Annotated in this window: 24 protein-coding genes; 9 read left to right on the forward strand and 15 right to left on the reverse strand. The window is 67.0% G+C overall.

Features of this window, described 5'->3' with window-relative positions:
* Positions 1-8 precede the first annotated feature (8 nt).
* Entirely contained in the window at positions 9-3,077 is a 3,069-nt protein-coding gene (fdnG, locus tag FBY20_RS09305) for a formate dehydrogenase-N subunit alpha (RefSeq protein ID WP_142051617.1), read from the reverse strand.
* Positions 3,078-3,310: 233 nt separating this feature from the next.
* Here fdnG and FBY20_RS09310 point away from each other — a divergent pair, with 233 nt between their 5' ends.
* Positions 3,311-4,867: a DUF1254 domain-containing protein gene (locus FBY20_RS09310; RefSeq protein ID WP_142051620.1), complete on the forward strand. Its 1,557-nt coding sequence runs from the start codon at positions 3,311-3,313 to the stop codon at positions 4,865-4,867.
* Positions 4,868-4,944: 77 nt separating this feature from the next.
* Positions 4,945-5,451 (forward strand): acyl-CoA thioesterase, encoded by a 507-nt coding sequence (locus FBY20_RS09315; RefSeq protein ID WP_056319320.1) that lies wholly within the window; start codon positions 4,945-4,947, stop codon positions 5,449-5,451.
* Between the two features lie 79 nt (positions 5,452-5,530).
* Here the strand turns inward: FBY20_RS09315 and FBY20_RS09320 are convergent, their stop codons facing one another.
* From FBY20_RS09320 to FBY20_RS09340, 5 genes are all read right to left on the reverse strand, one after another.
* Complete coding sequence (locus tag FBY20_RS09320; protein WP_142051623.1) at positions 5,531-6,535, reverse strand: sterol desaturase family protein; 1,005 nt, start codon at positions 6,533-6,535, stop codon at positions 5,531-5,533.
* Between the two features lie 2 nt (positions 6,536-6,537).
* Positions 6,538-7,287 carry a polysaccharide deacetylase family protein gene (locus FBY20_RS09325; RefSeq protein ID WP_370458366.1) on the reverse strand — a complete coding sequence of 250 codons (750 nt, stop codon included), beginning with the start codon at positions 7,285-7,287 and terminating at the stop codon, positions 6,538-6,540.
* A 34-nt stretch (positions 7,288-7,321) separates the two neighbouring features.
* On the reverse strand, positions 7,322-8,302 hold the full coding sequence (locus tag FBY20_RS09330; protein ID WP_174245397.1) for a YncE family protein: 981 nt from the start codon (positions 8,300-8,302) through the stop codon (positions 7,322-7,324).
* A gap of 197 nt (positions 8,303-8,499) precedes the next feature.
* The gene (locus FBY20_RS09335) at positions 8,500-9,348 is read right to left on the reverse strand and encodes a DUF2950 family protein (protein WP_142051631.1); all 849 of its coding nucleotides are present in this window, start codon (positions 9,346-9,348) and stop codon (positions 8,500-8,502) included.
* A gap of 23 nt (positions 9,349-9,371) precedes the next feature.
* Complete coding sequence (locus FBY20_RS09340; RefSeq protein ID WP_142051633.1) at positions 9,372-10,931, reverse strand: DUF3300 domain-containing protein; 1,560 nt, start codon at positions 10,929-10,931, stop codon at positions 9,372-9,374.
* 229 nt (positions 10,932-11,160) lie between these two features.
* On the opposite strand from FBY20_RS09340, the gene FBY20_RS09345 reads away from it, so the two are divergent.
* The gene (locus tag FBY20_RS09345; RefSeq protein WP_056319334.1) at positions 11,161-11,598 is read left to right on the forward strand and encodes a universal stress protein; all 438 of its coding nucleotides are present in this window, start codon (positions 11,161-11,163) and stop codon (positions 11,596-11,598) included.
* 8 nt (positions 11,599-11,606) lie between these two features.
* Here the strand turns inward: FBY20_RS09345 and FBY20_RS09350 are convergent, their stop codons facing one another.
* From FBY20_RS09350 to FBY20_RS09365, 4 genes are all read right to left on the reverse strand, one after another.
* On the reverse strand, positions 11,607-12,611 hold the full coding sequence (locus tag FBY20_RS09350) for a 2Fe-2S iron-sulfur cluster-binding protein (RefSeq protein WP_142051636.1): 1,005 nt from the start codon (positions 12,609-12,611) through the stop codon (positions 11,607-11,609).
* 11 nt (positions 12,612-12,622) lie between these two features.
* Positions 12,623-13,102, reverse strand: a complete 480-nt coding sequence (locus FBY20_RS09355) for a heme-binding protein (RefSeq protein ID WP_056319338.1) — start codon at positions 13,100-13,102, stop codon at positions 12,623-12,625.
* 29 nt (positions 13,103-13,131) lie between these two features.
* A complete protein-coding gene (locus tag FBY20_RS09360; protein WP_056319340.1) occupies positions 13,132-14,592 on the reverse strand; it encodes an aldehyde dehydrogenase family protein in 1,461 nt (486 codons plus the stop codon).
* Between the two features lie 168 nt (positions 14,593-14,760).
* Positions 14,761-16,293: a hypothetical protein gene (locus tag FBY20_RS09365; RefSeq protein WP_056319341.1), complete on the reverse strand. Its 1,533-nt coding sequence runs from the start codon at positions 16,291-16,293 to the stop codon at positions 14,761-14,763.
* A gap of 228 nt (positions 16,294-16,521) precedes the next feature.
* Between FBY20_RS09365 and FBY20_RS09370 the strand changes: the two genes are divergently transcribed.
* Together FBY20_RS09370 and FBY20_RS09375 are read left to right on the forward strand one after the other, a co-directional pair.
* Positions 16,522-17,265 carry a sulfite exporter TauE/SafE family protein gene (locus FBY20_RS09370; protein ID WP_142051639.1) on the forward strand — a complete coding sequence of 248 codons (744 nt, stop codon included), beginning with the start codon at positions 16,522-16,524 and terminating at the stop codon, positions 17,263-17,265.
* A 79-nt stretch (positions 17,266-17,344) separates the two neighbouring features.
* The gene (locus tag FBY20_RS09375) at positions 17,345-18,067 is read left to right on the forward strand and encodes a GntR family transcriptional regulator (RefSeq protein ID WP_056319346.1); all 723 of its coding nucleotides are present in this window, start codon (positions 17,345-17,347) and stop codon (positions 18,065-18,067) included.
* Between the two features lie 36 nt (positions 18,068-18,103).
* Here FBY20_RS09375 and FBY20_RS09380 read toward each other — a convergent pair whose 3' ends face one another.
* The 4 genes from FBY20_RS09380 to FBY20_RS09395 all read right to left on the reverse strand — a co-directional run bounded on the left by FBY20_RS09380 (position 18,104) and on the right by FBY20_RS09395 (position 19,881).
* On the reverse strand, positions 18,104-18,448 hold the full coding sequence (locus tag FBY20_RS09380; protein ID WP_056319348.1) for a 2Fe-2S iron-sulfur cluster-binding protein: 345 nt from the start codon (positions 18,446-18,448) through the stop codon (positions 18,104-18,106).
* A 4-nt stretch (positions 18,449-18,452) separates the two neighbouring features.
* Positions 18,453-18,785, reverse strand: a complete 333-nt coding sequence (locus FBY20_RS09385) for a hypothetical protein (RefSeq protein ID WP_056319351.1) — start codon at positions 18,783-18,785, stop codon at positions 18,453-18,455.
* The gene (locus tag FBY20_RS09390) at positions 18,785-19,084 is read right to left on the reverse strand and encodes a 2Fe-2S iron-sulfur cluster-binding protein (RefSeq protein ID WP_056319481.1); all 300 of its coding nucleotides are present in this window, start codon (positions 19,082-19,084) and stop codon (positions 18,785-18,787) included. The genes FBY20_RS09385 and FBY20_RS09390 overlap by 1 nt, the downstream gene beginning before the upstream one ends.
* A gap of 65 nt (positions 19,085-19,149) precedes the next feature.
* Positions 19,150-19,881, reverse strand: coding sequence for a TenA family transcriptional regulator (locus tag FBY20_RS09395; RefSeq protein WP_056319353.1), 732 nt, complete (start codon positions 19,879-19,881; stop codon positions 19,150-19,152).
* Positions 19,882-20,107: 226 nt separating this feature from the next.
* On the opposite strand from FBY20_RS09395, the gene FBY20_RS09400 reads away from it, so the two are divergent.
* A complete protein-coding gene (locus tag FBY20_RS09400) occupies positions 20,108-20,323 on the forward strand; it encodes a hypothetical protein (RefSeq protein ID WP_056319356.1) in 216 nt (71 codons plus the stop codon).
* A gap of 48 nt (positions 20,324-20,371) precedes the next feature.
* Here FBY20_RS09400 and FBY20_RS09405 read toward each other — a convergent pair whose 3' ends face one another.
* Positions 20,372-20,803: a DUF2809 domain-containing protein gene (locus tag FBY20_RS09405; protein ID WP_142051642.1), complete on the reverse strand. Its 432-nt coding sequence runs from the start codon at positions 20,801-20,803 to the stop codon at positions 20,372-20,374.
* A 135-nt stretch (positions 20,804-20,938) separates the two neighbouring features.
* Between FBY20_RS09405 and FBY20_RS09410 the strand changes: the two genes are divergently transcribed.
* From FBY20_RS09410 to FBY20_RS09420, 3 genes are all read left to right on the forward strand, one after another.
* Complete coding sequence (locus FBY20_RS09410) at positions 20,939-23,017, forward strand: site-specific recombinase (RefSeq protein ID WP_142051645.1); 2,079 nt, start codon at positions 20,939-20,941, stop codon at positions 23,015-23,017.
* Between the two features lie 106 nt (positions 23,018-23,123).
* Positions 23,124-24,533, forward strand: coding sequence for an MFS transporter (locus tag FBY20_RS09415; RefSeq protein WP_142051648.1), 1,410 nt, complete (start codon positions 23,124-23,126; stop codon positions 24,531-24,533).
* 181 nt (positions 24,534-24,714) lie between these two features.
* Positions 24,715-26,337: a methyl-accepting chemotaxis protein gene (locus FBY20_RS09420; RefSeq protein WP_142051651.1), complete on the forward strand. Its 1,623-nt coding sequence runs from the start codon at positions 24,715-24,717 to the stop codon at positions 26,335-26,337.
* Positions 26,338-26,361: the final 24 nt, after the last annotated feature.

A 26,361-nucleotide genomic window follows, 5' to 3' on the forward strand; every position in this document is an offset into this window, starting at 1 on the left:
CGGTTCTCCTATACCTTTTCGACCTTCACCAGGAACGACTTGAACTCCGGTGTCTGGGAGTTGCCGTCGCCCACGAATGGCGTCAGGGTGTTGGTGAGGAAGCCCGGCCTGGCGATGCCCACGAAACCCCAGTGGATCGGAATCCCGACCTGGTGCACCGTCTTGCCCTCGATGACGAGCGGACGGATGCGCTTGGTGACGAGCGCCACCGCCTTGATGTAGCCGCGGTTGGACGACACCTTCACGCGAGAGCCGTTGGGGATGCCCAGCTCCTTGGCCAGCGCCTCGCCGATCTCCACGAACTGCTCGGGCTGCAGAATCGCGTTGATGCGGACGTTCTTGGTCCAGTAGTGGAAGTGTTCCGTCAGCCGGTACGTGGTGGCCACATACGGGAAGTTCTCCACCGTGCCCATCGCCGCCAGGTCATCCTTGAAGATGCGCGCGGCCGGGTTGCTGGTGACGCCCTTGGCCTTCGGATGCAGCGGGTTGTAGCCCAGCGGGTTTTCGAAGGGTTCATAGTGTTCCGGGAACGGCCCTTCGGCCAGGCCCGCCCGCGCAAAGAAGCGCGCCACGCCTTCCGGGTTCATGATGAACGGCCCCATGCCGCCTGCGGGGTTCTCGTCGCCCTTGAAGTCGGGGATGTCGGCGCCCACCCAGGCGCGGCCATTCCAGGACACGACGCTGCGCCGCGGATCGAACGGCTTGCCTTCGAGGTCGCACGAAGCGCGGTTGTACAGGATGCGGCGGTTGGCCGGCCACGCCCAGGCCCAGTTCAGGGTCTGGCCGATGCCGGTGGGGTCGCTGTTGTCGCGGCGGGCCATGAGGTTGCCGCTGGGGCTCCAGGCGCCCGCGAAGATCCAGCAGCCGCTGGCGGTGGAGCCGTCGTCGCGCAGCTCGGCAAAGCCTGCAAGCTGCTCGCCGCCGCGACGCATGATCTTCGCCGGATCCTTGGGATCCGCAAGGTCGACCAGCGCGCGGCCCGTGTATTCCTTGGCCAGTTCCTCGGCCGTCGGGTTCTGCGGATTGGAATACGGCCACGACAGGTTGACGATGGGATCGGGATACTTGCCGCCCTCGTCCTGGTACAGCTTGCGCAGGCGCGTGAAGATGAGCGCCATGATCTCGATGTCGCTCTTGGCCTCGCCCGGGGGTTCGGCGCCCTTCCAGTGCCATTGCAGCCAGCGGCCGGAGTTGACCAGCGCGCCGTCCTCTTCGGCGAAACAGGTGGTGGGCAGGCGGAAGACCTCGGTCTGGATCTTGGACGGATCCACGTCATTGGCCTCGCCGGCGTTGCGCCAGAACTCGGACGTTTCCGTGACCAGGGGGTCCATGATGACCAGGAACTTGAGCTTGGCAAAGCCGTCGTTCAGCTTGGCCTTGTTGGGCGCCGCGGCCAGCGGGTTGAAGCCCTGGGCGATGTAGCCGTTCATCTTGCCCTGGACCATCAGCTCGTAGACTTGCAGCATGTCGTACAGCTTGTCCAGCTTGGGCAGGTAGTCGAACGCCCAGTTGTTCTCGGCGGTGGCCGCGCCGCCCCACCAGGCCTTCATGAGGCTGACGTGGAACTTGGGATAGTTCTGCCAGTAGCTCAGCTGGTTGGGACGCAGCGGCTTGAGCGTGCGCGTGTCGATGTACCTTGCGTAGTCCTGCTCCGGCTCGTTGGGCAGCGTCATGTAGCCCGGCAGCAGGTTCGACATCAGGCCCAGGTCGGTCAGGCCCTGGATGTTCGAGTGCCCGCGCAGCGCGTTCATGCCGCCGCCGGCGATGCCGATGTTGCCCAGCAGCAGCTGCACCATCGCACCGGTGCGGATGATCTGCGAGCCGATGGAGTGCTGCGTCCAGCCCAGCGCGTACAGGATCGTGGCGGCCCGGTTGGTGGTGGCCGTGGACGCGAGCATGTCGCACACCGTCAGGAACTTGTCCTTGGGCGTGCCGCAGACCCGCTCGACCATTTCGGGCGTGTAGCGCGAATAGTGCTTCTTGAGCAGCTGGTACACCGAACGCGGATGCTGCAGCGTGGGATCGGTCTTGACGTAACCGTCGTCGCCGCGCTCGTAGTCCCAGCTTTGCTTGTCGTAGGTGCGCTTTTCGGCGTTGTAGCCCGAGTACAGGCCCGCGTCGAACGCGAAGTCCTCGCGCACGATGAACGAAAAGTCGGTGTAGTTGCGCACGTACTCGTGCTGGATCTTGTCGTTATCCAACAGGTACTTGATGACGCCACCCAGGAAGATGATGTCAGTGCCGGTACGTATGGGCGCGTAGAAGTCCGCCACGGATGCCGAACGCGTAAAGCGCGGATCCACGACGATCAACTTGGCCTTGTTGTGGGCCTTGGCTTCAGTGACCCATTTGAACCCGCAAGGGTGGGCCTCGGCGGCATTGCCGCCCATGATCAAAACTATGTCCGCGTTCTTGATGTCGACCCAATGGTTCGTCATCGCTCCACGGCCAAACGTCGGGGCAAGACCTGCCACCGTCGGGCCATGTCAGACACGGGCTTGATTGTCGAACGCCAGCATCCCCATGCTGCGCACAGTCTTGTGCGTGATGTAACCGACCTCGTTGCTGCTTGCCGAGGCGGCCAGCATGCCGGTGGTCAGCCACCGGTTCACCGTCTTGCCGTCCGCGGTCTTCTCGACGAAGTTCGCGTCGCGGTCGGCCTTCATGAGCTTGGTGATGCGGGTCAGGACTTCGTCCCACGACATCCGGACCCATTTGTCCGAGCCGGGCGCCCGGTATTCCGGGTACTTCAGGCGGTTCGGGCTATGGATGAAGTCGATCAGGGCCGCGCCCTTCGGACAGAGGGTGCCGCGATTGACGGGATGGTCGGGGTCGCCTTCGATGTGCATGATGCTGGCGCGGGCGTTCTTCGAGCCATCGCCCAGGCCGTACATCAGCAAACCGCAGGCGACCGAACAGTAGGGACAGGTGTTGCGCGTTTCGGTCATGCGCGCAAGCTTGAACTGGCGCACCTCGGCCATGGCCGTGCCGGGGGCAGCCCCCAGCATGGCCAGGCTGGAGCCCGCCAGCGTCGCACCGGTCACCTTGAAGAACTGGCGGCGATTCATGTTGACCATGAAGCACTCCTCTCCTGGTGAATGAAGGAAGCGAAAACGACTAGGACAAAAAGCCCTACAACTTCCAAGGGAATGTGAGGAAGTATAGGCCTTGAATATGGGGTACGCCATGCCTGCCGGCGCGTCAGACCGGCGCTCTGGTCTGAATTTGACGGCAAAAGGCGTTTACTTCGCGGATTTTGTCGCAGTGCAGCACTGCTACGATGCCCGGCATTGCATGACTTGGAGCGCCGATGCGCCGCCTTGCCCCCTTGGCCCGAACCCTTGCCCTGTCGCTGGCCATCGCGCCCTGCGTGCTGGCGCCGCAGGCGTCCGTCCACGCGGCGCCCGCATCCCAGTCGCCCGCCGCCGCCGCCACCGAGGCGGCGCAGCAGGCGGCGATGGAAGGCTATCTGTATCTCTATCCGCTGGTCGTCATGGACCTGACGCGCCGCCAGTTCACCCATCCGGCGCAAGGGTCGCAAGGCGCGCCGTCCAACACCTTCGCGCACGTGCGCACGCTGCCCCGCGCGGGCGAGGCCACGCCGTGGTCGAACTTCGATGTGCTGCGCAGCACGGCTTGGCTGGACCTGACCGACGGCCCCGTCGTGCTGTCCGCGCCCGACATGTCGGGCCGCCGGTACACGCTGACGCTGCTGGACATGTGGACCGACGTCTTCGCGACGCTGGGCACGCGCACCACCGGCACGGCGAAGGGCAACACCGCCATCGTGCCGCCCGGCTGGACCGGCACGCTGCCCTCTGGCATGGCCCGCATCGATGCGCCCACCGCCCACGTCTGGGCAAAGGTCCTGATCGACACGCGCGGCGGCGCCGACCAGGCGACGGTCAACGCATTGCAGGATGGATTCGCCGTGACGCCGCTGGCGCAATGGAACCTGCCCGCGCAGGCGCCGCGCCCGAAGCCGGACCCGTCCCTCGATCTGAAGATTCCGGCAAGCGAACAGGTGGACGCCATGCCGACCGACGCGTTCTTCACCTATGCGGCCGAGTTGCTGCGCAAGCATCCGCCACACGCGACGGACCAGCCGGTCCTCGTTCTGCTGCGGCGCGTGGGCCTGGCGCCGGGCCGTCCGTTCGACTTCGACAAGCTCGACCATTCCGCCAAGCAGGGCATGCGCCGCGGCGTGCGCGCGGCGCGCGACCGCATGGCGGCGGCGGCAGGCCACTCGCTGCGCGCCACGAACGGCTGGCTGCAGGAAACCGCCAGCATCGGCGTGTACGGCAATGACTGGCTGCGCCGCGCGCTGGCCGCGCAGGCGCAGCCGGGCAGCGGGTTGCCCGAGGACCTGACCGTGCAAGTGCTGGCCACCGACAGCGAAGGCGCGCTGCTGGACGGCGCCCACGCGTATGCGCTGCACATCGGCAGCGACCAGTTGCCCGACACGGGCGCGTTCTGGTCGCTGGCCGCCTACGACGGCCAGGGCATGCCCGTGCCCAACCCGGTCAACCGCCACGCGCTCGGCAGCCGCGATCCGCTGCGCTACAACGCGGACGGCTCGCTGGACCTGATTTTCAGCAACACCGCGCCGGCGCCCGAGGACCAGTCCAACTGGCTGCCGATCCCGGCAGCCGGCCCGGTCGGCATGCTGCTGCGCGTCTACAGCCCGGGTCCGGCAGTGCGCGATGGGCTGTGGACGCCCCCCGCCGTGAGCCGGATCGCAACGGAAGGTGAGGAAGGTGCGGCCGGCGAACCGGGGGCCGGCCATCCGGCGGCTGGGGATTCGGGGGCCGGCCATCCGGCGGCCGCCGCAGAGACGCCGTCCGCGCCGCCCCCCAAGAAACCCTGATCCGCCGCGGAAATACGGCGCGATGTCATGCGCCTGCCGCTACCATTAGCCTTTTATTGATGAATGAGCCGCCCGCCATGGACGACGCCTTTAGCCACCAATTGTCGATGACCATCCTGATGACGCCAGACATGGCGAATTTCTCAGGAAACGTACACGGCGGAACCATCCTCAAGTATCTGGACCAGGTGGCCTACGCCTGTGCCAGCCGGTACGCCGGCCAATACGTCGTGACGCTGTCCGTGGACCAGGTGGTGTTCCGCGAACCGATCCACGTGGGCGAGCTGGTGACGTTCCTGGCCGCCGTGAACTACACGGGCCGCACGTCGATGGAGATCGGCATCAAGGTCGTGACCGAGGACATCCGCAAGAAGCTGGTGCGTCACACCAACAGCTGCTATTTCACGATGGTTGCGGTGGACGACAAGGGCGCCCCGACGGCGGTGCCGCCGCTGGAGCCGCGCACGCACGAGGAAAAGCAGCGCTTCAAGGCGGCCGGCCTGCGCCGCGAACTGCGTCAGGAAATGGAACGCCGCCACGGCGAGATCAAGCGCGAAACCACGCACGACACGCCGGGCGCCTGATTGCCGCGTGGCGGCCTGGCAGTTGTCCGGCCGCTACCCGATTCGCCCCCGCCGCTGGACAGCCAGCCGCGGGGGTTTTTCATGCGCGTTCCGCGCCGGCGGGCGGCACCGGCGGGGCGGCAGGTTCGCGGTCGCGGCCGATCATGCGCTTGATGCCCAGCCATTGCTGCGACCAGAAGCTCCGGCCGTAATCGCGTCCGCCCAGTTCGGCCTGCTGGTCGTGGATGCCGGTGGGGCCGTACCCGACGCCGAATCGCGCGGTGCGAAACACGACGTCCCAGATAGGAAACAGCGCGGCAAAGTTGTAGCCGCCGGCCGGCCCTGGCGAGGAGGCGTCGTAGGCGATGGAATGGTGATGGCGATGAAAGCGCGGGCTGACCAGAAGGCGCTCGCCCAGCGCGCCGAAATGCATGCGCAGGTTGGCGTGCGAAAAACTCTGCGCAAGCTGGGTGATTGCCACCACCATCACGAACTGCGCGGGCGGCACGCCCACCAGTTGCGACACGAACACGATGAGCACGTCGCGCAGCATGTCGTCCAGCAGGTGGTTGCGGTCGTCGCTCCAGATGGTCATCTGGCGCTGGCTGTGATGCACGGCATGCAGCGCCCACAGCCAGCCGAAGCGGTGCTGGGCGCGATGATAGAAGTAATCCACCGCATCGAACAGCAGCAGGTAGATGATGAGGCTGACCCACGCCTTGTCCGTCACGCCGGGCCAGTACTGATCCAGCTGGAAGGGCGCGAAGCCCCACACGTGAAGCTGCCCGAAAACGCTGTCCCAGAAGGGATCGATGGTGAAGAACAGCACGAGCCGGAATGCGCCCAGGCGGTGGATCAGCGTGTACAGCACGTCGATGCCGATCTGGCGGCGGTCGGTGACCGGTTCCACGGGACGCAGGCGCTGCAGGGGCCCGAAGACCAGCACCAGCACCGCGATTTGAAGCAGGCCCACCAGCAGCCACATGGTGGCATCGTAGCCGTCTTCGATGAAGTTGCTCAGGCCCAGGTGGAACAGCGCGGGCTGAATCGCCGTCTCGAAGAGCCATTGCTGGCATGCCCCGAAGAGTTGGCTAAGCGTATCCATGATCAGTGATGCGTGGCGATCCAGTCGCGATAGGCCGGATGGGTGTTCAAGGTAGCGAAACAATAGCCCTTGCGCTGCAAACCTTCAATCAGCGGTTCCAGCACGGCGGGCGCCCAGGGATCCTGACGCGACCAGATGCCCAGGTGAGCCAGCAGGATGTCGCCGGGCTTGATGGTGCGCAGCGCCTGGTCCAGCAGCTTGGCGTTGGGGTATTTGTCGCTGGGCAGCTCGTCGCCCAGGAAGCCGGCCGGAGACCAGCCCACGTGCTCGAAACCGCAGGCCTTGGCCGCCTTGAGCAGCGCGGGCGAGGTCTTGCCGCCGGGCGCGCGGTACAACGGCAGCATGGCCTTGCCCGTCATCTGGCGGAACCGCTCGGCGGGGCGGCGGATCTCGGCGCAATACTGCTCGGCCGTCCACTCGGCGCGCTTGCCCGCGTCGGGACCGGCGCTGGGTTTGACGCGGAACTTGCCGCCCGGCAGGTCGCCCTGCCAATAGACGTGGTCGTAGGTGTGCGAGCCGAATGCATGGCCTTCGGCCGCGCGCGCCTTCCACCAGGGCGCCCAGACGTCGTCCAGGCTGGCGCCGTCGGTCAGCGTGCGCTCGTTGGCCAGGAAGAAGGTGACCTTGACCTGATGGCGGGCCAGCACGTCGGCCACCAGCGGGGCGACGCCCATGTGACCGGTGTCGAACGTCAGGTACACGGGCTTGTCGCAGGTGGCCTGCGGTGCCGCGCCGGCCGCCGCGGTCGTCATCGCCAGAAACAGGGCCGCGAAGCGGACCGCTCCCTTAGCGGGTCGGCGCATGGTTCAACGTCCAGACGCCGTGCGGCGACTTGCCCACGGGCACCTGATTGACGACCTTCTTCTGTTCAAGGTCCACCACCGTGAGCTTGCGCGCCCAGCGCGAGGTGACCAGCAGCGTCTTGCCGTCGGCCAGCACGTCCATGCAGTCCGGGCCGCCCGGCACCGGGAAGGTGTCCACGACCGTCAGCGTCTGCATGTCGATGCGGCTGATGGAGTTGGCGGTGCGGTTGCTGACGAACAGGTGGCGGTGGTCGCCCTGCGCCCGGAAGGCGTGCGCGCCCGGCGCGGTCTGGATGCGCTTGACCAGCTTGGCCGGGCCATTGCTGACGTCATATGCCTCCACGTAAGAGTCGCCGGTCAACGCCACCAGCAGCGTCTTCTGGTCGGGCGTCAGGAACACGTCGGCAGGCGTCTTGCCGACGGACACCGTCCACTTGGGGGTCTGCGTGGCCAGGTCGATGGCGATGAGCTGATCGCTGTCCTGCAGCGAGACGTAGGCCGTCGTGCTGTGCTTGTCGATCATGATGTGGCTGGGCGTCTTGCCCGCCTGGATGCGCTTGACCAGCGTCAGGTCAAAGCCCTTCTCCAGCGGCTTCCAGGCATAGATGTCGATGTGGTCCAGGCGGTTGGCCGCCGTGACGAACCACTTCATGTCCGGCGAGAACTGCAACTGGTAGGGATCGACGATGCCGGTCAGCGTGCGCTGCACCTCGCCCGTCTTGGGATCCATCAACGTGATGGTGTCGCCCGTGGCGTTGGCCACCATGAGCGACTTCTCATCGGGCGTCAGATACAGGTGATGCGGCTCTTTGCCCGTGGGCACGCGGCGCAGTTCCTTGTAGGTGGCCGGGTCGATGATGCTGACGTTGGCGTCCAGGGAGTTCAGGACAAAGATCGGGGCCGAAGCCGCCGCGGCGCTAAGCGCCATCCCCACGCCGAAAACGGCGTAGCGGAGGAAAGACATGGGGTTCAATTTGGAGATCCGGCAAAGGGAAATCGGGCAGTCACCCGGTGCTCGCCATTGTAGGCACAGCCGCCTGACAAAAGGGCCACAAGGAAGCTTGTGAATGCGGCGCGGCAAGCGCTTGAGAGGCAAACCCGCACGCCTGTTGCGACCCCGCAACAGGCCCGTGAAATGGGCGCCATATGGCCCCGAAAAACCTATCTGACGGGCGTGGCCTGGCCGTTCGCGTCGACCCAGTTTCCGGTGCGGATGTCGGCCTCCCGCAAGGCCGCCGCGCGCGCCGCCGACGACGGCCCCAGATCGCTTTCCAGGACGCCGCCTTCCGGGCCGACGACGAACGTGCCGATCCCGGTCTGCCCGTAACGCGCGGGCCACGCCACGATGCGATACGCGTTGTCCGGCCCGCCCGGCAGCACCTTGTAGCGATAGCCGAAATAGGCGTCGTCCACGGGCACGTCGGGGCCCATCGCCAGCGCGTCCGGTCCGAACGCCTGCTGGGGCGCGCCCGGCACGTCCGGCCAGTAAAGGCCGTCGCGCTCGCCGGCGCGGCTGACCAGCCGCATCGCATACCGGCCCTGACCCACTCCTTGCGCATAGCGCGTCTGCGCGGCCTGCAATTCCTGCAGGGTTTCGATGGCGGTCAGCTCGTTGCGGTCGATGGCGCGGCGCTGGATCTCCGCCTTGCCCGCCACCGGGTCAAAGCGCCATCCCTGGCCGGCGCGCACCAGCGGCACCGGCAGCGTCCAGCCCGACTCGCCCACCGTCACCCATGCCCGGCCGCCGTCGGCAACGATGTCGTGCTTACGCGCCCATGCCGCCAGGTAGCGATAGATGTTCTCCTGGTCGACGCCGCCCGGCACGAGCTGCCGGTGGTTCGGGCCCAGCACTTTTCTCAGGGCATCGACGTCGTTCAGGGCCAGCGAATCGGTGAACGCCTGCGCGGCCGCCTGGGCGCTGGGATATACGGCCTGCGACATGGCGGGCGCCGATGCGCCGAGCGCGAGGGCCAAGGCAAGACACAGCGCACGCAAACGGGCGATCGTCATAGGTAGTCCCTTGTCCATGATGCTTATCTCCGGCCGCCGCCACCGCCACGGCCGCCTCCGCCGCCACGAGAGGCGCCTGCGCCGCCGCCGCGATTGGGCGCGCTGGCGCCGGTGCTGCGTTGTCCGCCGCCGCCACGGCTCATCTCGCCGCGCTGGTTCTGCTGCCGCATGCGGTCGCCGTCGCCCGCCCCCGAGAGGGCGTTCTGGCTGTTCGATGCCCGCGCCCGGTCGCGCGCGGCCGCTTCGTCGGCGCGCTGGCGCTGTGCCGCCGCCTGCCGGTCCTGCGTGGAGACGCCGCCGGTCGATACGCTGGCGCCTCGGTCTTGCGGGCGGTTCTGGGTCGACACGCTGGCGCCGCGATCCTGCGGACGGTTCTGGGTCGACACGCTGGCGCCGCGATCCTGCGGACGGTTCTGGGTCGACACGCTGGCGCCGCGATCCTGCGGGCGGTTCTGGGTAGAGACGCTGGAGCTGCGATCCCGCGCGCCCTGCCCCGTTTGCGACCCCTGCCCCCGGCCCGCCGCGCCATCGCCCCGCGCCGCGCCCTGGCCGCGCGCCCCGTCGGCCCCGGCATGCCCCGCAATGGGCTGCCCGGTGCGGCCTTCGAAGGACTGCGCCGCCCGCTGCCGCGCGGCGTCGCGAGACCCCGCGGCGGACGCCGTGCCCGTCGTCCGGGCCCCTGCGCCGCCCGGCTGGGCCCGGCTCTGCAGCCCCGCCTGCCGCTGGCTGTCAAACCGCTGGCGGCTGGCCGGGTCCGCATACGGCGCGTTGCCCCGGTTGGCGGCGTTGTGCTGCCAGGTGGCCCGGTTGCTGTTCACGTTGTTGCGGTCGATGCGATTGTTGACGTTGATGTTGTTGTAGCGGTCCACGTCGATATCGACGTCGCCGTGCCCCCAGTTGGCGTCGCCCCACAACGAATTGATCGCCGCCACGCCCACGCCGAAGCCAATGCCCGCCACGAGCGCGCTCCCGAACACCGAGCCCGGCGGCGGCGGATAGTAATAAGGGGGGTATGACGGATAAGCCCACGTGCCGTAGACCACCGTGGGGTTGTAACTGGGCACATAGACCACCTGCGGATCGGCCGGTTCGATCACCACCACGGTCTTCTCGTTGGCGGTGGTGGTCTTGACCGTCTGCTGCGGCGTGCTTTTCAGATTGCCTGCCTTTTGCGCCTGCGTGCGCAACCGCTGGACGGCGTCCATCACGGCCTCGGGTTGCGCCAGGAAAGCGTCGCCCACGGACTTCACCCAGCCGGGCTCGCGGCCCATCATGTCCATGACCGAGGGAAAGGCGACCAGCGACTTGACGCTGGGATCCCAGGTTTCGGCGTCGACGGCGCGCACGGCGTCATCGCCGGACTGATCGGTGTGCGCGGCCGACCATTTGGCGGCGGCCGCGATGTCGTCCGGGTACGTGGACCCCATTAGGATTTGCGACAGCAGCGCGTCCGGGTACAGCGCCACGGGCGCCATGAGCTGATCGAGCTGCGCGTTGCTGAGCTTGGTCTGCGCCAAGGCGGGAAAACAGAGGGACAGCCCCAGGCACATCAGGCCGATGAACCACTTTTGCAGTCGCCGCATTTCCGTTCTCCGCACACAGCAAGACGCCACAAGCCAGGAGGGAACCGCCGGATATCGCCCGGTCAATATATGCCTAACGCCGACGGTTTGGAAGCGCTGCGGGAAGATGAACGGTGCCCGACACCGGCGCGCACGCGGCTCGTCCTTTTGCACGCTGGTTTGCGTTCGCCCAGGGGCCTATACTGGATTCGCCGTTGCTGGACATTCCTTTTCCTAAAGGAGAGGCAACATGTACAGGCACTTGCTCATCGCCGTGGACGGTTCGCTGCTGTCCGAGTCGGCATTCAAGCGCGCGCTCGTTTTCGCCAAGGAAATGGGCGCCACCATCACCCTGTTGCGCGCCATTCCGGAAGACCATCTGCTGGTCTATCAGGCCGAGATGCTGGGCACAACCGAAGGGCACCACACCGACCAGGCGCGCCGGAATGCGCAAGCGTATCTGGACGGACTTGAGACCGAGGCGCGGCACGCGCTCGTGCCTTGCGAAGCGATCGTCATGGTGAACGACCATCCGCACGAGGCCATTGTCGAGACCGCGCAGAAGACCGGGTGCGACCTGATTGTGATGGGCTCGCACGGGCGGCACGGGATGACGGGTTTTCTGCTGGGCAGCGAGACGCAGCGCGTGCTGGCGCGCACGCGGCTGCCGGTGCTGGTGTATCGCTAGCCCGGCGCTCAGACGGCAGCCAACGCGTGCTGGAAGGTGAAGCTGTCGGCGTACAGGTGTTCCAGGCTGGCGCCCCGTTCGGCCAGCAGGCTTTTGGCCTGGCGGATCATTTCGGGCGCGCCGCACAGGTAAAAGGCATGCTCGGACAGGTCGGCGTGGTCGGCCAGGACCGCCTCCTGCACATAGCCGCGGCGCCCCTGCCAATCGGCCCCCGCGCGCGACAGCACGGGCACGAAGTTGAATTCGTACAGGCGGGACGCCCAGCTTTCGATCTCGTCGCGCAGGTACAGGTCGGCTTCGGTGCGCATGCCCCAATACAGCGTCACGGGCGGGCAGTCTTCGTTGTCCAGCAGCGATTCGAGGATCGCCTTGATCGGCGCAATGCCGGTTCCCGTGGCCATCATGATGAGCGGGCGCCAATCTTCCTCGTGGTAGCTGAAGACGCCAAGCGGCGCCTCGATCTCCACGGGCGCGCCCGCCGCTGCCTGCCCCAGCCACTGGTCCGTGTAGCGGCCGCCGGGAATGCGCCGCACGTGAAAGTCGACCAGGTTGCCCGCGGGCGCCGAGGCCATGGAGAAACTGCGCGTCTCGCCGTCGGGCAGCACCACGTTCATGTACTGGCCGGGCACGTAGTCCAGCGCCTCAGGCAGCGCCAGCGTCAGGTGCACGACATCGTCGCAGAAGCGATGGATGCGGTGGATCGTGGCGGGGATGCGGCGGGGATCGGGAAAAACCTGCCGGCTGCTGGCCACGCTGATGCACAGGTCGCCGGCCGGACGCGCCTGGCAGGCCAGGGCAAAACCCTGTTCGGCCTCCTCGGGGGTCAGCGCCATGGGGAATTCGTCGTAGCGCACCGCGCCCGATTCCAGCTTGATGCGGCAGGTGCCGCAGCCGCCGAACGTGCATTCATGCGGCAGCTTCACCGATGACCGCTCCGCGGCCTGCAGCACGGTTTCGCCTTCTTCGACCTCGAAGGCGGTCTCGGTTTCCAGAATGTGCACGCGGTATGCCATGGCGCCCTCGCCTATTTCTTGATGTCCGCCTCGACCAGCACCTTCATGCCGCGCGGCTCCAGCAGTTCGCCCAGCGCGGCCAGCGCCGCCAGGCCGGCTTTGGTGTCCTGCTCGCCGTTGCCGCCGCTCAGGCCCACGCCGCCGATCACCTCGCCGTTCACGACGATGGGAAAACCGCCGACGAACACCGCGAACTTGCCGTCAAAGCTCCACTGGATGCCGAAGGCTTCGTTGCCGGGCAGCGCCGGGCCGTTCGGCGGGGTGTTGAACAGGTGGGTCGAACGCTTGTGGCCGGCGGCGGTGAAGGCCTTGTTCCAGGCGATCTGCGGACCGGTGATGCGCGCGCCGTCCATGCGCTCCAGCGCGATCGGATAGCCGCCATCGTCCACGATGCAGATCGATTCCAGGACGCCGATCTCCTGCGACTTGGCGATGGCGGCGCGCACCATGACGCGCGCTTCTTCGAGTTCCAGGCGATAGATCTGTTTCATGTGCAAAACCTCGAGTGGGGGATGGGCCGTCAGCCTGCGCGGTAGACGGTCTTGATCTGGGTGTAGAACTCCAGACCCACGCGGCCCGACTCGCGGAACGTGGACGTGCTGGAATGCTTCAGGCCGCCAAACGGCGCGTTGATCAGGTTGCCGGTGGTGGTGCGGTTGATCTTGACGGTGCCCGCCTGGATGTCGCGCGCAAAGCGGTGCGCGTAGCGCGCGTCGGTGGTGGCGATGGCGGCCGACAGGCCATATTCCGTGTCGTTGGCCTGGGCGATGGCGTCTTCATAGCCGTCGACCTCGATCAGCGCGATTACGGGCCCGAAGATTTCCTCGCGGGCGATGCGCATCTGCTGGGTCACGCCGGCAAAGAGCGCGGGCGTCACGTAGTACCCGCGGTCAAAGCCGGGACCGGTCAGGCGGTCGCCGCCATGCAGGTGTGTGGCTTCCTCCTTGCCCAATTCGATGTAGCCCAGCACGTTGTCCAGCTGCCGCGCGGTGGCCAGCGGGCCCAGGTCGAAGTTGCCTTCCAGGCCGTTGCCGATGGTCAGCGTGCGGATCTTGGCCAGCAGCTTTTCCGTATAGGCCTGGCTGACCTTGCGATCGACCAGCACGCGGCTGGTGCCCGTGCAGGCCTGGCCGCTCAGCGAGAAGCCGCCCTTGACCGCCAGGTCCACCGCCCGGTCCAGGTCGGCATCGGCCAGCACGATCAACGGATTCTTGCCGCCCAGTTCCATCTGCGTGCGGGTGGTCAGCCCCGCGGTCCGGTGAATCTGCTCGCCGGCGGCTGTCGAGCCGGTGAACGAAATGGCGCGCACCTGGGGCGCCCCCGTGATGGCTTCGCCCACCGCGCCCGCCGGGCCGGTCAGGAAGTTCAGCACCCCGGCGGGCAGCCCGGCGCGGACGAATGCTTCGGTCAGGCGGTAGCCCGACATCGGCGCGTCGGAAGACGGCTTGAACACCACCGTGTTTCCCATGATGAGCGCGGGCGCAATCTTGCGCGCCGGGATCGAGATGGGGAAATTCCACGGCGAGATCACGGTCACCACGCCCAGCGGCTCGCGCTGGCTGTAGACGATCATGTCCGGGTCGTCGTTGACGAAGGTCTCGCCCGTGAAAGACTGGCCCTCGACGGCGTAGAAGCGGATCGTCTGCGCCGAGCGCAGCACCTCGTCCTTGGCCAGGTTCACGCCCTTGCCCTCTTCGCGGGTCAGTTCGCGCGCAATGGAATCGGCGTTGTCTTCCAGATGCTGCGCGGCCCGGAACAGGATGGCCGCGCGCTTGGAGATCGGCGTGTCGCGCCACGCGGCGAAGGCGGCCTCGGCGGCCTGCACGGCCTGCCGGGCGTCGTCGGCGCCGGACACCTGAAAGTGGCCCACGACGTCGTCGGTGTCGGCCGGATTGCCGTTGGGCGCGGTCTTGCCCGTGACGCTGGGCGTCCACTGGCCGCCGATGTAGTTCAAAAAGGCTTGCTGCGAGAGATCGTCCACGGGAGCGCTTCCTTGAGTTGGGTCCGGCGTAGCCGGGCGTGAGGCGGCCGGGCTAATCTCAGAACATTGTATACTTTAATCACTATGCGACGATCAGTGGAAACCCCACCCGATCCGGCAGCAAAAAGGCTCCCTCGCGGGAGCCTTTTCCCATGCGTGCGTTGAACATCAACGCCAGATCAGCACCGCGCAGGTGGTCGAAACGAACAGCGCAAGCAGCACCGGCAGCAACAGCGCGCGAACGAGCGACAACACGTTGACCCGCGCGAACCCCGCCACGGCGATCAACGACGACCAGGCAATCAGCGTGCCCCCGCCCGTCCACACCGCGCCCATCTGCCCCACCGCCGCCAACGTGGCGGGGTCCACGCCCACCACCGGACCCAGCGCGCCGGATAGCGTGCCGGTGAGCGGCAGCCCGGCAAAGCCGGAGCCGTCGATGCCGGTGATCATGCCGACCAGGAGCACGCCGAAGGCGACCAGGAAGTGGTTCTCGGGGATCAGGTGCTGGGCCGCCGAAATGACTTCGAACAGCAGGCCGGGGGCCTGCGCCGGCGGCACGCCCAGGATCTGGGCGGCCGTCTCGTGGGCGCCCACGAAGAAGAAGCCGGCAATCGGCAGGACCGAGCCCATTGCCTTGAAGGCGAACACGAAGCCGTCGGTCACGTGCTCGGGACAGACGTCCAGCATCTTGCGCGGGCCCTCGGCCGCCAGGGTCACCAGCATCATGACCACGAACGCCACGCCGCCCACCAGCGCCGCCGCATCGCCGCCGCGCAGCGCGGGCAGCGACGGAAAGAGGCGGGGCAGCACCATTACCCCGATCACGGCCAGGAACGCCAGCGGCGTCACCACGGCAAACACCTTGGACCAGCGCACGCGGCGGCGCTCTTCTTCGCTCAGCACCGGGCCGCTGGGCAAGGCCGGATCGGCGCCCATCGTGCCGCGCGCGAGTTCCGCCTTGTCGAACGAGCCGGCCTGTTCGATCTTCGCCAGGCTGCCGTCCTGAGCGCGAGCCTGCCAGGCCGACAACAGGGCCGGATCGGCCGGCACGATCTGGCGGCGCACCAGCAGATAGGCCGCCACCAGCGCGATCCCGCCGGTGATCAGCGACAGCACGAGCGCGCGGTCTGCCACCACCGCCGCGCTGACGGCCGCCCCCGCCGCCTTGGCGCTGATGCTGGGCGCCACGCCGATCACGTAATCGGAAGACAGGGCCATGCCCTGGCCCGCGATGGCGATGGCCATGGCGCCGGCCAGCGGCGGCAACCCGGCAGCGATGGCCGCGGGCAGCAGGATGGCGGACACCAGCGGCACGGCGGGCGTGGGCCAGAAGAACAGCGAGATCACGTAGGTACAGAGGGCGATGATCACGAAGGAGGAATGCCCGCCCCGCATGACCCGCCGGAACGGCTGCACCATCCGCACGTCCGCCTGAAGCGTCTTGAGCGCGTTGAGCAGCGCCGTCATGAACGTGATGACCAGAAAGATGTTGAAGAGCTCTTTGGCGGCGACAAAGCTGGCCGAAAAGATGCCGATCAGCGCGCTGATCGGATTGCCCGTGATCGCCAGCACCACCAGAAACGTGCCAATGACCGATGGCACCACGACATTGGCGCGCAGGATCATCGTCAGGATGATGGCGGCCACGCTGATCAGGTAAATCCAATGAGCCGCAGTGAGCACGACGTCGGATTGCATGCGTATTCCCCTTGTATGCGTGGCTGTTGGGTCGCCACACTCGGTATACTATATTTCGTTGAGAACCCTACCAATCGAAATATGCGCCGCCTAGGGAAATCGATAGTGCCGTTTTAGGACACCTTTTAGACGAAAAATCAAGGGATTACCCTTAATTTTTTGGATTTGTCTGTCGGTGCGCGATTTCCTGGATAGACTATCGTATACATAAATTACAAAGTCTGACGCATGCTGTCTTACCTGTCGTTCCCGGATGCGTGGCATTACGCCGCCATGGCTGCCGTGGTGTTTGGCGCCGCCGTGGCGCAGGGCGTGGGCGGGGTGGGATTTGCGATGTTCGCCGCGCCCGTTGCGGCGATGTTCTTTCCGCAGCTCGCGCCCGGACCGCTTCTGACGCTGGGCGGCTTCATCTCGCTGTTGACCGCCCTGCGCGAGCGCGCCGCCATCGATTGGCCCGCCGTCTCGTATGCATTGGCGGGGCGGGCCGTCGGCACCCTGATCGCCATCTATGCCATGGCGCGCTTCGCCCCGCAGGCGCTGGGCGTGCTCTTTGCCTGCATGATCCTCGCCGCCGTGGCGCTGAGCGTGGCGGGCCTGCGGTTTTCCGCGACGCCCGGACGGGTGTCGGGCGCGGGCGTCGCCTCCGGCATCATGGGCACGATGACCTCGGTGGGCGCGCCGCCCATTGCGATCGTGCTGCAGCATGCCGCCCCGCCGAGGCTGCGCGCCACACTGGGAATGGTGCTTTTTCTGGGATCCATTTTTTCGCTGGCCATGCTGGCGCTGGCCAAGCGCTACACGGGTTATCACGCGGGCCTGGCGCTTAGCCTGGCGCCATTTCTGCTGGCCGGTTTTGCGGTCTCCAACCGGCTGCGCACCCTGCTGCCACCGCGCGCCGTCCGCGGCGTGCTGCTCGCGGCCTGCGCCATGGGCGCGGTGGGGGTGCTGGTCAAGACATTCTGGGTGCATTGATGCGGCACGCCACCGGCGACGGCCGGCGACACCCGGTAATACAATGGAGACTGTATCCATTACGCCAAACCTGCTCGCCATGACAACCTCCCCCGTCAGTCCGCAAGCCGCAGAGACGCAGCACTCCTCCCCGCTGAAGATCGGCGAGCAGCATCCGCAGTTGTTTGCCGTCATCCGCGACAAGCTGCGCGAACGCATCCTGAGCGGCGAATTCACCCCCGGCGACCGCCTGGTCGAAGGCCGCCTGTCCGAGGAAATGGGCGTGTCCCGCATCCCGGTGCGCGAGGCGCTGCGCGCGCTCGCCGCCGAAGGCCTGGTCACGATCGAGCCGCGCCGCGGCGCGTCCGTGTCGGTGCTGTCGGACGCCGTGGCCTACGACATGGTGGAAGTGCGCGCCACACTGGAAGGCTTGAACGCCAAGCTGGCCGCGCAGCGCCGCGACGAGAAAACGGTCGAGCGCCTGCAGGCCTTCCTGCGCGAGGGCACCGAGGCCGCGCGCGAAGAGAAGCTGGACAAGTTCCTGGCGCTGAATTCGCAGTTTCATGAAATGCTGGCCACGATCGGCGGCAACGTGGTGCTGACCGACCTGATGCGTTCTCTGCGCGACCGCACCGCGCTGCTGTTCGCGCCCAGCAACATGCGCCGGGCAAAACAGAACTGGGACGACCATTCGCAGATCCTGAACGCCGTCATCGCCGGCAATGGCGATCTGGCAGCGCTCTTGGCCAGCCAGCATGTGCACAATGCCGCCAAGGCCTACGCCGAGGCCCAGCAGCCGCCGCAGCAGGCCTCCGTGGCCTGATTGCCGGGCGCCGGCGCACTCAGGCGCCGGCCTCATTCATGCCGGAGACGCTTCTACCGGGCCGGACGCCGCGTCCACCACGATGCCCTTGCCGTTCTGCACCACCCACGACACCTTGACGTCGCCATTCACGAAGGTCTGGCAGGCCATGCGGTAGCCGGCCTCGAAGTCCTCGGGCCGCAGGTGCTTGCGCTCCTTGGGCTTGATGGCGTCGGTGTTTTCCAGCCCTTCCTCGATCCGGCACTTGCAGGTGCCGCACAGGCCGCCCCCGCACTTGAACGGGATGCCGCCCTTTTCCTTGAGCGACACGCGCAGAAGGTTGCTGTTCTCCGGCGCGGTGGCGACCTTGCCGCCGTTGGATATGAACGTGATCTGAACCATGTCGTCAGTGCTCCGTGGCGCGCACGCCGGACCGCAGCGTCAGCGTCGACGCCATGCTGCCAAAACGCGTCAGGTGCGCGAGCTCCTTGCGGGCCGCGTCCACCGACGAGAACTTCTCCAGAAATTTGGACGGCACGTGGTTGACCACGTAGGGCGGCGTTTCCTCGGTGACGACCAGCTTGATCTCGCGATCCAGGCGGGCGATGCTGAACACGGCCAGCGCGCGTCCGTAGAACACGTAGTCATAGGTCTCGATGATGTCCGCGCCCTCGCCCGCCTCGGTGCGGAAGATGCCGGGCTTGGAGGTCAGGATCACATAGGTCGAATCCTGCGCCATCACGCCTCCACGTCCTGGGTCAACTCGATGTCGCTGTTCAGCCACAGCTGGCACGCCAACCGGTAGCCTTGCTCGACGCGTTCGCCCAGCTGCTTCTTTTCCTTCCAGTTCACCGGCGGCAGATGCTCGGCCCCGGCGATGATGCGGCAGGCGCATTTGGCGCATTTGCCCATGCCGCATTCGTATCGCAGATGCGGAAACGGAAACTGCTTGATGCCGGCCCGCACCACCAGGTTGGTGTTGTCCTTCACCACATCGGTGTAGGTCTGGCCGCCTTTATGAAACACAACGGTAGGCATGAGGTCTTCGTCCAGGTTCTGCGGTGCGGCGCCCGCCCGGGCGTGCCGGGCGGGCAAGAGCACGATCAGGCGGCAAGGCCCAGTTCGGGCAGCTTGATCTCGTCCTGCACGTAGTCGGTATAGAGCGCCGTCGTGTAGAGCAACCGCATCTGCGCCCCGATCTCGCAGATCTTCAGGCAGCGCTGTTGCAGGTCCACCGTGTTGGCGTGCTCCAGCACGATCTGGTAGCCGCGTTCGCCATGGATCTCGTCGGAGACGATATGCAGGTCGAAGAATTCGACTTCCTCGTCGGTGAAGCCATACTTTTCACGCAGGGTCGGCGTCTGCTTGCGGTAGATGGACGGCACCTGCGATTCCAGTCCCACCACCAGGCCGGCCACCGCCACGATCGGATCCTCGCGCATGGCCACGGCATAACACCAGCTCTGCAGCGCGCGGGTCGTGGGCGACATGTTGTCCGGATTGGTGACCCGTTCGCGCGTGGTGCCGCAGGCTTCGGCAAAGCGGATCAGCAGGTCGGTGTGGCGGTCGCCGCCGATTTCCTCTTCGTACATGTTGGCCAAGAGGAAATCCTTGGCCTCGGTGTAGGTGTCCGGCGTACGGGCGTACAGGTAGCCCAGGTAATCGGCGAACGGGCCGACGTAGTGATAGTGGTTTTCGGCCCAGCGCGAAAGGTGCTCGCGGCTCAGCTTGCCTTCGGCCCAGGCGATCGAAAAGGGCGACGCGTTTGCGCTCTTGCCCTTGATTGCGTTTTCCAGCGCCGTGCGGAATTCATCTCGGTTCATCAGTTCTGCCATGACTCGCTCCAGGTCCAGTGGGAGAAATTCCAGGCCTGTCTAAGCCCGGGTATGATGCACATTGTATACCGTCTACTCTTTGGGGCTGCTAGGGCAATCCCGAAGTCAACCCATTAATCAGGGACAGTTTCAGACATATCAAGCACTTGTGCCATCCCGGGCCCGCTGGACCACAAGGCACGAACGACGTACAATGAATACAATTTCAACGCAATACGGAAATACCATGAACACCCCGCACCCTCTGGGAGACGCCCCGATCGGCCAGCAGCTGCTCACCCATTACGCCCGCCGCGATGCCGTGCGCCACGCGACGCCGCTGTTTCCTTCTTCCTGGTCGGAGTTGCTGGCGCCGTTCCGCACTGCCCGCCTGCAACCGCTGCGCGCAGCCGCGCCCGCCGTGCGCGCGCAACGCGACGACACGGTCTGCCAAGCCGGTTAAGAATCAGGTCGTGCCCGTGGGGCCGGCATCCAGCCGGCCCCGCCCCGTTCAGCGTCTTGCGCGCAGGCTGGCCTGCATCCGGGCATTTTGCAGCGCGGCGCGCCGCTGCCGTCGCGCAAGGCCGCCGGCAAGCGCCAGCACCACGACAAAGCCCACGGTATAGGCCAGCACGTCCCACCAGTCCGGCACGCTGCCGAACACGACGCGCAGCACCGGCTGCTCGATGCGCCATCCGAATTGGCGGCCCAGGTATTGCGCGAACTCCACCGCATACCCGGTGAACAGCGCCGCCAGGGCCAGCGGCAACACGCGCGCACGGATAAAACTGCGATACAGCAGGTAGGCCCAGCCCACCGCCACCACGTCGCCCACGAACCCCCGCAGGAAGGGATAAGGCGCGCCCAAGGTGGCGATCAGCGCCAGCACGGCGGTCACGGCAAGCAGGGCGGCGAACGCGCGCCCGTTGAAAGTCAGGGTCATTGAATCAGCAAACGTAAATAGTGAAACAGGGGCAGCCGGGAGGTTACCGGAAACGGGCCTGCCGCCTCCCCCGACGCATGGCTTGGGCGTACCATTGAGCGCCCCCCCATTCACGATGACGCGCGAGGCTCGATCATGCTGACTTCTTTGTGGCGCAATTGGCGGGCTTCCCGGGGCGGGGCGCAGCTCGACGTCATCCTGGCCAATGCCGATCCGCAGTCGCCGCTGGCCGAACGCAATCTGTGGCTCATCGACCTGGGCCGCTGGCTGAACCGGCCGGGCGGCGCACCGTCGCGGCAGGATGGGGGGGATCCCCGCCACGCGCGGCTGCGCTACCTGCTGCAGGTGCTGGAAAACAATCCCGACGTGGCCGCGCGCACGGCAGCCACGTTGCGGTCGGTGCTGGTGGACAACGATCCCACCACACTGCTGTGCGACACCGGCGTCGCATCGCAGCCCGGCTTCTGGGGCGAATTGTGGCGCCGCATCGTGGACTGGATGCTGCCCCCGCCCGCCAACCGCGGCGACATGGACGGGTTGTTCACCCTGCTGTTTCGCCGCGCCGGCGACGCGCAATGGATCGAGTCGCTGGACGACGCGACACTGGCCCGCGTGCGCGCGCTGATGCACCGGGACGAAGGCGCCCCGGCGCGCATAGCGGATGCGTCCGCCGCCCCCACGCCCGACGCGCTTGCCCGGCGCTTGGCGCATGCACTGACCAGCAGCATGCAGGTGCTCATCAGCCAGGTGCGCGCGGCCGGTCTCAGCCAGGACATCCGCTCGCGCCTGCCGGGCCGCGTGGAAGACACCCCGTTCTTTGCGCTGTCCGATGCGGCCGCCGAGCTCTTTGCCAGCACGCCGGACACGCCGCCCGAGGCCGTGGGCCAGCGCCTTAATGTGCTGCGCGCGCTGCTGGATGAATGCCGCGCGGCCGGAGATGCGGTTTACGAAGAACTCAAGCGCAATGGCGTGGCGGTGGACGTGGTCTACCAGATCGAGTGCATGAAGCTGCGCCTGGCGCGTATCGAGCTGCTGCTGAGCGTCTGGATCGACCCCACGCAGCGCCATCGCTACGTGCACCTGATGGCCGAGCTGATCCGTTGCACGCTGGCGCGCAGCAGCATCCGCCATCTGGCGGCCTCATCGCTCGCCCAGCTGGCGCGCCGCGTGATGGACCGCAGCGCGGAAACCGGCGAACACTACATCGCCCGCGACACGCTGGAATACATGGACATGCTCAAGGCCTCCATGGGCGGCGGCTTTGTCGTCGCGTTCACGGTCTACGTCAAGTTCATCATCACGTCGGCGCATCTGGAGAAGTGGCTGGAAGGCCTGTTGAACGCGTTGAACTACGCGGGCAGCTTTCTGGTGATCCAGTTCGCGCATTTCACGCTGGCCACCAAGCAGCCGGCCATGACGGGACCGGCGCTGGCCCGCCGCCTTGACGCGGCCTACACGCCCGACGGCCGCGACGCCTTCGTCGACGACACGCTGGCGATGGTGCGTTCGAACGCGGCCGCGATTGCGGGCAACCTGGCCGTCGTGTTTCCGCTGGCCTGGGCAATCCAATGGCTGGCCATGCGGATGCTGGAACAGCCGCTCATTGACGCCGACAAGGCGCAAGCCACGCTGCAGTCACTGTCGTTCTGGGGACCGACGCCCCTTTACGCCGCGGTGACCGGCGCGCTGATCTGGCTGTCCAGCCTGATCGCCGGCTGGGCCGACAACTGGTTTGCGCTGCACCGCGTGCAGGACGTGATGGCGTATGGCCGCCGCACCCGGCAGTTGCTTGGCGCGCGGGGCGCGGTGCGCTGGGCCGGCTTCTGGCAGCGCAACGTGTCCCTGATCGCCGCCAACGTCTCGCTGGGGCTGATGCTGGGCCTGCTGCCCGTCTTCGTCAGCGCGCTGGGATCGACACTGGAGGTGCGCCACGTGTCGCTCAGCGCCGGCCAGATCGCCGCCTCGCTCGCCACGCTGGGTTGGGATGTGGTGCACACGCAGGTGTTCTGGATGGCCGTGGCCGGCACGGTGGCGACCGGCGCCCTGAACGTCATCGTCAGCTTTGCGCTGGCCTTCAACGTGGCGATGGCCTCGCGCGACATGCGCCGCGACGATCGGACCTCCCTCACGGCCGGCGTGCGACGCCGCATCCTGCGGCGGCCCGCGGCGCTGTTCTGGCCGGTCAAGCCGCGCCCGGCGCCGGTGGAGTCCTGACGGCGGCGCGGCGGTTATGCCGCCCGGTCAGAACGCACCCCGCATTAGAATCTGTCCCTACGACTCCAGGCGCTCCGCCCGGACGCCCTCGCAGCGCAGCCCATCCATGCTCTCGTTCTCCCGCAGCACCGTCTATCCGGCCGGCGTCGGCCTGCCCGCCGCCGAACGCCTGGGCGCCCTCGTGGCCGTCATGCTGGCGGTCTGCATGGCCAGCCTGGACACGGCCATCGCCAATACCGCGTTGCCCACCATCGCGCGAGACCTGCAGGCCAGCGAGGCGGGTTCCATCTGGGTCATCAGCGGCTACCAGCTTGCGATGGTGGCCGGCCTGCTGCCGGCGGCCGCGCTGGGCGAGATCCTGGGGCACCGGCGCGTCTACATCGTCGGCCTCGCGGTCTTCACGCTGGCCTCTTTGGCGAGCGGCCTGGCGCCATCGCTGCCCGTGCTGGTGGCCACCCGCATCCTGCAAGGCCTGGGCGCGGCGGGGGTGATGAGCGTGAACGGCGCGCTGCTGCGCTTTATCTACCCCTCGCACATGCTGGGCCGCGGACTGGGCCTGAACGCCATGGTCGTCGGCCTGTCGTTTGCGGGCGGGCCGACCGTGGCGTCGGCCATCCTGCTGCTCGGCTCGTGGCACTGGCTGTTCCTGGTCAATTTCCCCATCGGCATCCTGGCCGGTGCGCTGGCCCTGCGCGGGCTGCCGGACACCACGCGATCCAATCACGGGTTCGATGGCATGGCCGCGGTGCTGTGCGCCATGACGCTGGGCCTGCTTGTCCTGGCGACGAACGAACTTGCCCACGGCGCGCCGTGGCCGCGCGTGGCGCTGGAAGGCGCCGTGGCGGCGGCCAGCCTGTGGCTGCTGATGCGGCGTCAGGCCGGCCATCCCGCGCCCATCCTGGCCGTGGACCTGCTGCGCCGTCCCCTTTTTGCCCTGTCCGCCGCCACGGCCGTGTGCGCGTTCGCCGCGCAGGCGCTGGCCTTCGTGTCGTTGCCGTTCCTGTTCCAGACGGTGCTGGGCTACAGCCAGGTCGAGACCGGCTTTCTGATCACGCCGTGGCCCGTGGTGGTGGCTTTCATGGCGCCCATCGCGGGCCGGCTTTCGGATAGCTACCCGGCCGGCATGCTGGGTGGCGTGGGACTGGCGATGCTGGCGCTGGGCATGGCGTTGCTGGCGCTGATGCCGGCCGACCCGTCCGTGCTGGACATCTCGTGGCGCATGGCGATCTGCGGCGCGGGCTTTGGCTTTTTCCAGTCGCCCAACCTGCGGGCCATCATGACCTCCGCACCCGCGTCGCGCGCCGGCGGCGCCAGCGGCATGATCGGAACCGTGCGCCTGCTGGGCCAGGCGTCCGGCGCGGCGATGGTGGCCGCGTGTTTCAACGTATCCACCACGCACGGCGCCATCGCGGCGCTGTGGCTGGGCGCCCTGTGCGCCGGGCTCGCCTGCATCGCCAGCTTTGCCCGGCTGCGGTTCGACGCAAGCGAGCCGGCGCAGACGCCCGCTTCCCGCTGACGGGCCCACGCGGGCCGTCCGGCGCACGCGCCTGCTCCAAGACGCAACACTGTTGCCGTTCGTGTCGATATATTCGTCCATCGCGCCGACATATTCGTAAGATGTGCAACATCCGGCTAAATAAGGCCCGGGCTACGTCGTTGTCCTTAAGCAGGCTTGCTGCACCTTTGGGACGACGCGCATGACACAGTTTCTGAAAGACATCACCATCCGCCGCATGATCCTGGGCACCTTGCTCGTGATCAGCCTTTTCATCGCCGGCCTGTCGGCCATCAGCGTCAATGGGCTGCGCAGCGCCGGCGAAGCGCTCGCAGCCAGCAACGATCTTCTGAATGAGGTATCCGCGCTTTCCCGCGTCAACGACCAGATCATGCGCGCCCGGCTGCGGCTGTCGCGCCAGCTGGAGTACGTTGCCGGCGGCCAGAAGGACCTGGCGGCCGCGGAAGGCCGCAGCATCGACACGGCACTGACCGAAGCGAAAAAGCATCAGGCGCAGTTCATTGAACTGGCCCGCCGGGACGCGCCCACGGCGCTGCTGGACGCGATGCGCTCGGGCTTTGACGCCCTGGTCAACGGCATTGACCTGCAACGCCAGCAGCTGGACGCCGGCGCGGTGGACAAGGCGCGCGCGCAGGCGGCAGGACCGGTCGTTACCGCCAGCCGCAGCTTCGGCAAGGGCATGGAGGATTACGAGGCCTACGCCAAGGCCCGCGAAGTCCAGTTGTGGGCAGACGCCAACGCCAACCGCCGCCAGGCCTATATCGGCATGGGCGTGGTTCTTGGCATCTGTCTGCTGCTGCTGATCCTGGGCGACCGCTATGTCGTGAACTTCGTGAAGCGTCCGCTGGATTCGCTCAAGGGTCATTTCCAGCGCATCGCGGGCGGCGACCTGACCACGCCGATTCCGTCGTTCGGCAAGAACTGCGTGGGCCAGATCATTCCTTTCCTTCAGGACATGCAGGCAAGCCTGGTGCGCACCGTGCATGCCGTGCGCGATGGCGTGGTCGAGATCAACACGGGCTCCAGCGAAATCGCGGCCGGCAACCAGGACCTGTCTAGCCGCACCGAGCAGCAGGCGGCGTCGCTGGAGGAAACCGCGGCCAGCATGGAGCAGTTGCTGTCCACCGTGACCAGCAACGCTGAAAATGCCCGCATGGCCAACGAGATGGCCGCCACCGCTTCCGAGGTGGTGCAGCGCGGCGGCAACGCCGTGCAGGCGGCGGTCACCACGATGCGCAAGATCGCGCAGGATTCGAGCCGCATCGAAGACATCGTCGGCGTGATCGACGGCATCGCGTTCCAGACCAACATCCTGGCCCTGAACGCGGCGGTGGAAGCGGCGCGAGCCGGCGAGGAAGGCAAGGGCTTTGCCGTGGTGGCCGCCGAGGTCCGGTCGCTGGCGCAGCGCAGCGCCGGCGCCGCCAAGGAGATCAAGCAACTGCTGGACGCCTCGGGCGCGACCGTGCAGGCCGGCTCGGCGCAGGTCGAGGCGGCGGGCCTGACGATGACGGAAATCCTGGAGACCATCGAACAGCTGACGATGCTGGTGAACGACATCGCCACCGCATCCAACGAGCAGGTGACCGGCATCGACCAGGTCAACACCGCCGTCACGCAGATGGACCAGGTGACGCAGCAGAACGCCGCGTTGGTCGAAGAAGCCGCGGCGGCGGCCTCGTCGCTGGAAACGCAGGCGCAGCGGTTGCAGGCGGCGGTCAGCACATTCCGCCTGCCCGCGCAGGGGCAGGACGCCGTCCAAGCCCCGGCCCATTCCTACGGCCAGCCGGCGCTGTTGCCGGCGTAGTGTCCCGCCTGACCGCCGGCAGGC

Origin of the sequence: Achromobacter sp. SLBN-14, from assembly GCF_006715415.1 — a bacterium.
Taxonomy (GTDB): domain Bacteria; phylum Pseudomonadota; class Gammaproteobacteria; order Burkholderiales; family Burkholderiaceae_B; genus Achromobacter; species Achromobacter mucicolens.

Excerpts from the sequence above, each read along its gene's own strand:
- FBY20_RS09375 (WP_056319346.1), top strand. The coding sequence starts at position 17,345 with ATGACAACCTCCCCCGTCAGTCCGCAAGCCGCAGAGACGCAGCACTCC.
- FBY20_RS09330 (WP_174245397.1), bottom strand. The coding sequence starts at position 8,302 with ATGTCTTTCCTCCGCTACGCCGTTTTCGGCGTGGGGATGGCGCTTAGC.
- FBY20_RS09355 (WP_056319338.1), bottom strand. The coding sequence starts at position 13,102 with ATGAAACAGATCTATCGCCTGGAACTCGAAGAAGCGCGCGTCATGGTG.
- FBY20_RS09365 (WP_056319341.1), bottom strand. The coding sequence starts at position 16,293 with ATGCAATCCGACGTCGTGCTCACTGCGGCTCATTGGATTTACCTGATC.
- FBY20_RS09410 (WP_142051645.1), top strand. The coding sequence starts at position 20,939 with ATGCTGACTTCTTTGTGGCGCAATTGGCGGGCTTCCCGGGGCGGGGCG.
- FBY20_RS09420 (WP_142051651.1), top strand. The coding sequence starts at position 24,715 with ATGACACAGTTTCTGAAAGACATCACCATCCGCCGCATGATCCTGGGC.
- FBY20_RS09335 (WP_142051631.1), bottom strand. The coding sequence starts at position 9,348 with ATGACGATCGCCCGTTTGCGTGCGCTGTGTCTTGCCTTGGCCCTCGCG.
- FBY20_RS09380 (WP_056319348.1), bottom strand. The coding sequence starts at position 18,448 with ATGGTTCAGATCACGTTCATATCCAACGGCGGCAAGGTCGCCACCGCG.
- FBY20_RS09405 (WP_142051642.1), bottom strand. The coding sequence starts at position 20,803 with ATGACCCTGACTTTCAACGGGCGCGCGTTCGCCGCCCTGCTTGCCGTG.
- FBY20_RS09315 (WP_056319320.1), top strand. The coding sequence starts at position 4,945 with ATGGACGACGCCTTTAGCCACCAATTGTCGATGACCATCCTGATGACG.
- FBY20_RS09325 (WP_370458366.1), bottom strand. The coding sequence starts at position 7,287 with ATGACGACCGCGGCGGCCGGCGCGGCACCGCAGGCCACCTGCGACAAG.
- FBY20_RS09310 (WP_142051620.1), top strand. The coding sequence starts at position 3,311 with ATGCGCCGCCTTGCCCCCTTGGCCCGAACCCTTGCCCTGTCGCTGGCC.
- FBY20_RS09320 (WP_142051623.1), bottom strand. The coding sequence starts at position 6,535 with ATGGATACGCTTAGCCAACTCTTCGGGGCATGCCAGCAATGGCTCTTC.
- FBY20_RS09400 (WP_056319356.1), top strand. The coding sequence starts at position 20,108 with ATGAACACCCCGCACCCTCTGGGAGACGCCCCGATCGGCCAGCAGCTG.
- FBY20_RS09385 (WP_056319351.1), bottom strand. The coding sequence starts at position 18,785 with ATGGCGCAGGATTCGACCTATGTGATCCTGACCTCCAAGCCCGGCATC.
- FBY20_RS09345 (WP_056319334.1), top strand. The coding sequence starts at position 11,161 with ATGTACAGGCACTTGCTCATCGCCGTGGACGGTTCGCTGCTGTCCGAG.
- FBY20_RS09415 (WP_142051648.1), top strand. The coding sequence starts at position 23,124 with ATGCTCTCGTTCTCCCGCAGCACCGTCTATCCGGCCGGCGTCGGCCTG.
- FBY20_RS09340 (WP_142051633.1), bottom strand. The coding sequence starts at position 10,931 with ATGCGGCGACTGCAAAAGTGGTTCATCGGCCTGATGTGCCTGGGGCTG.
- FBY20_RS09350 (WP_142051636.1), bottom strand. The coding sequence starts at position 12,611 with ATGGCATACCGCGTGCACATTCTGGAAACCGAGACCGCCTTCGAGGTC.
- FBY20_RS09390 (WP_056319481.1), bottom strand. The coding sequence starts at position 19,084 with ATGCCTACCGTTGTGTTTCATAAAGGCGGCCAGACCTACACCGATGTG.
- FBY20_RS09395 (WP_056319353.1), bottom strand. The coding sequence starts at position 19,881 with ATGGCAGAACTGATGAACCGAGATGAATTCCGCACGGCGCTGGAAAAC.
- FBY20_RS09370 (WP_142051639.1), top strand. The coding sequence starts at position 16,522 with ATGCTGTCTTACCTGTCGTTCCCGGATGCGTGGCATTACGCCGCCATG.